A 2352-nucleotide genomic window follows, 5' to 3' on the forward strand; every position below is an offset into this window, starting at 1 on the left:
TTGCGAACATTGTGCTGGCAGCGGTTGCGCTGACACCCAAAGCGGTTGCTTTGCCCATGAATTCACGGCGCGAAAGTTTGCCCGCGGTGGCACGTTTAGCGAGATAGTCTAGTTGGTCTTGCATAAGAAACTCCCAGTTTTGATCTATTGGTCCGCCCTCGTTTGATCGGGCAGGCGGTTTTGTTGATTACATGTTCAACAATGCGGATTGTGTTGCAGCTATCAAGGGTTAATTATCTTTTATTGGCCAGGCACAGTTACAAGTTGTCCCGCTCAATGCTGCGTTGAACATCCTTCTCGAACACGAGTGTGTCATTCTCATAGGCTTCTAAACGCGCGTTAAGGTGGAAATGGGTCGCGTCAGAATGCATGTGCGACGTTGCTTCGGTGCGCAGGCAAATCCCATCACGCTCCAACTCGTCGCTCCAATGGGTGCGCCCGCGCGCGCTAAGCGGATCGTCGGGATGGATCGACCACCATTCCCGCGCAATTGACCCGTTTATCAACCCGTGATCGCTATCCCTGACCTTGCCAAAGTCGTCGATGATTTCCAACGTAACAATGCCCGTCGACCAATCGGTGATCGTGCGCCTGCTGTTAGAGGCTTCGCGGATCGTTTCAACCTGCCAAGGCTCATCCGCTTCAGGCGGCTCGAAGGTCCATTCGTCAGTGTCACCGCTGGCACGGACCGGCAGGCTTAACGATCCTTGCGTTAACGTTAGCGTCGTTGCTTCGGGGCTGGGCCAGACAAGCGGCCAGTAGGCAGAAGACACTGCAAGGCCCAAACGATGCCCCGCAGGCAAGCGATAGGCGATATGATCCAGATCGAGGGTGATCGTGATCGCCTGTCCCGGCTCAAGGGGCTTGGGGGTCGAATGGCTGATATGATGGCTCAGATTCAAGACGCCATATGTGATCCGCGCGCTCGCGCCGTTCGGCTGCATGTCCAGCAAACGCACCGCAATCTGCCCCTGCGCCTTGTCAGCGCTAAGCGTAATCGTGACCTGCGGCGCGCCAACAATATCACGCTGTTCGTTTAGTTTTTCGCTTTTGAACACCAGCGAGCCGACGTCATCGGCGCGTTGGTCATCGGGAAGCTCCGGGCCTAGCCAGATCGCACAGTATTCTCCGGAATGCGCCCCGCAAGTTTGCGGGGATGCGATGGACTTTGTGAAGGGCGCAGGGGCTTGCTGCAAGGCATCTTCGGCAAAATGCCAAACCTCGCGCGGCAGGTCCGAGGGCTTTTCATCAATGGCAAGCCATCGTCCTGCGCGTTCGGTATACCAGGACTTTGGCGCGACTGCGTCCATTAGGTAGGGGCGATACAGAGGATCGTTTTCAACGCCGGTCTCAATTCCCTTTAGCCAATGATCCCACCAGCGAAGCGCCTCTTGCAAGAAACCGATGCGCGGTTCGGGAATGGCAAAATGCGGATATTTGTGAACCCAGGGCCCGATGATGGCTTTCGCAGGGGCGTCCAGATTTTCGATGAGAGCGGGCGGAGCATTTTTGTAGGCATCACCCCAGCCACCGATTGCCAAGGTTGCGGCTTTGATCGCGGAGTAGTCTTCACAGACCGAGCCATGCTGCCAATAGGCATCACGGCGCTGATGATCGAGCCAATGAGCGGCGAGAAAAGGGTCGTTCTCCAAACGCTTCATCCAGATGTCACGCCAGTCATCGGGGCGTAGCATCGGATCGGGCGCACGCGAGGAATAGGACCACATCGTCCCGCCCCAACCGAGGTTTTCATTGAGCAGGCAACCACCCTTATAGTGGATATCGTCCGCGTAGCGATCGACCGTCGAGCAAAGTGTGATGATCGCTTTAAGCGGTTCTGGTGTGAGCGCCGCGACTTGCAGGGCGTTGAACCCGCCCCAGCTGATCCCCATCATCCCGACATTGCCATTGCACCAGGGCTGCGCTGCGAGCCAGTTGATCGTCTCAACCGCGTCGGCAAGTTCCTGAGGGCTGTATTCGTCCTCCATCAACCCTTCGCTATCGCCGTTGCCGCGCATGTCCACGCGAATGCAGGCATAGCCGCGCTTGGCAAAGTAGGGATGTGTAAGGCAATCGCGCGCGGTGGTTCCATCGCGTTTGCGATAGGGCAGAAACTCAAGGATCGCGGGGACCGGGGCGTCGTCGGCGTCGTTCGGGATCCATGTGCGGGCAGAAAGGCGCGTGCCGTCGCTCATGGGGATGCCAAGGTCGGGGTCTTCGGCAATATCGCGCAGGATGTTTGATGTCATGAGAAACATCGTTGATTGAGCGGACATAGGAGTCAAGCAGGTCTGATCTGAATGTGCGTGTTGCACACGGGCATGATGAGCCGCGTGCGCGGCAGATTGGGGC

The 2352-nt window shown here is 57.3% G+C and carries 2 protein-coding genes; both read right to left on the reverse strand.

Features of this window, described 5'->3' with window-relative positions; all coding sequences use genetic code 11:
• Window positions 1-124 (reverse strand): twin-arginine translocation signal domain-containing protein (locus WBC85_RS14555; RefSeq protein ID WP_424438754.1); only part of this gene is annotated, 124 nt, incomplete at its 3' end.
• A 133-nt stretch (window positions 125-257) separates the two neighbouring features.
• Window positions 258-2249: a CocE/NonD family hydrolase gene (locus WBC85_RS14560; RefSeq protein ID WP_424438751.1), complete on the reverse strand. Its 1992-nt coding sequence runs from the start codon at window positions 2247-2249 to the stop codon at window positions 258-260.
• Window positions 2250-2352: the final 103 nt, after the last annotated feature.

Origin of the sequence: Planktotalea sp. (genome assembly GCF_049680325.1) — a bacterium.
Taxonomy (GTDB): Bacteria; Pseudomonadota; Alphaproteobacteria; order Rhodobacterales; family Rhodobacteraceae; genus Planktotalea.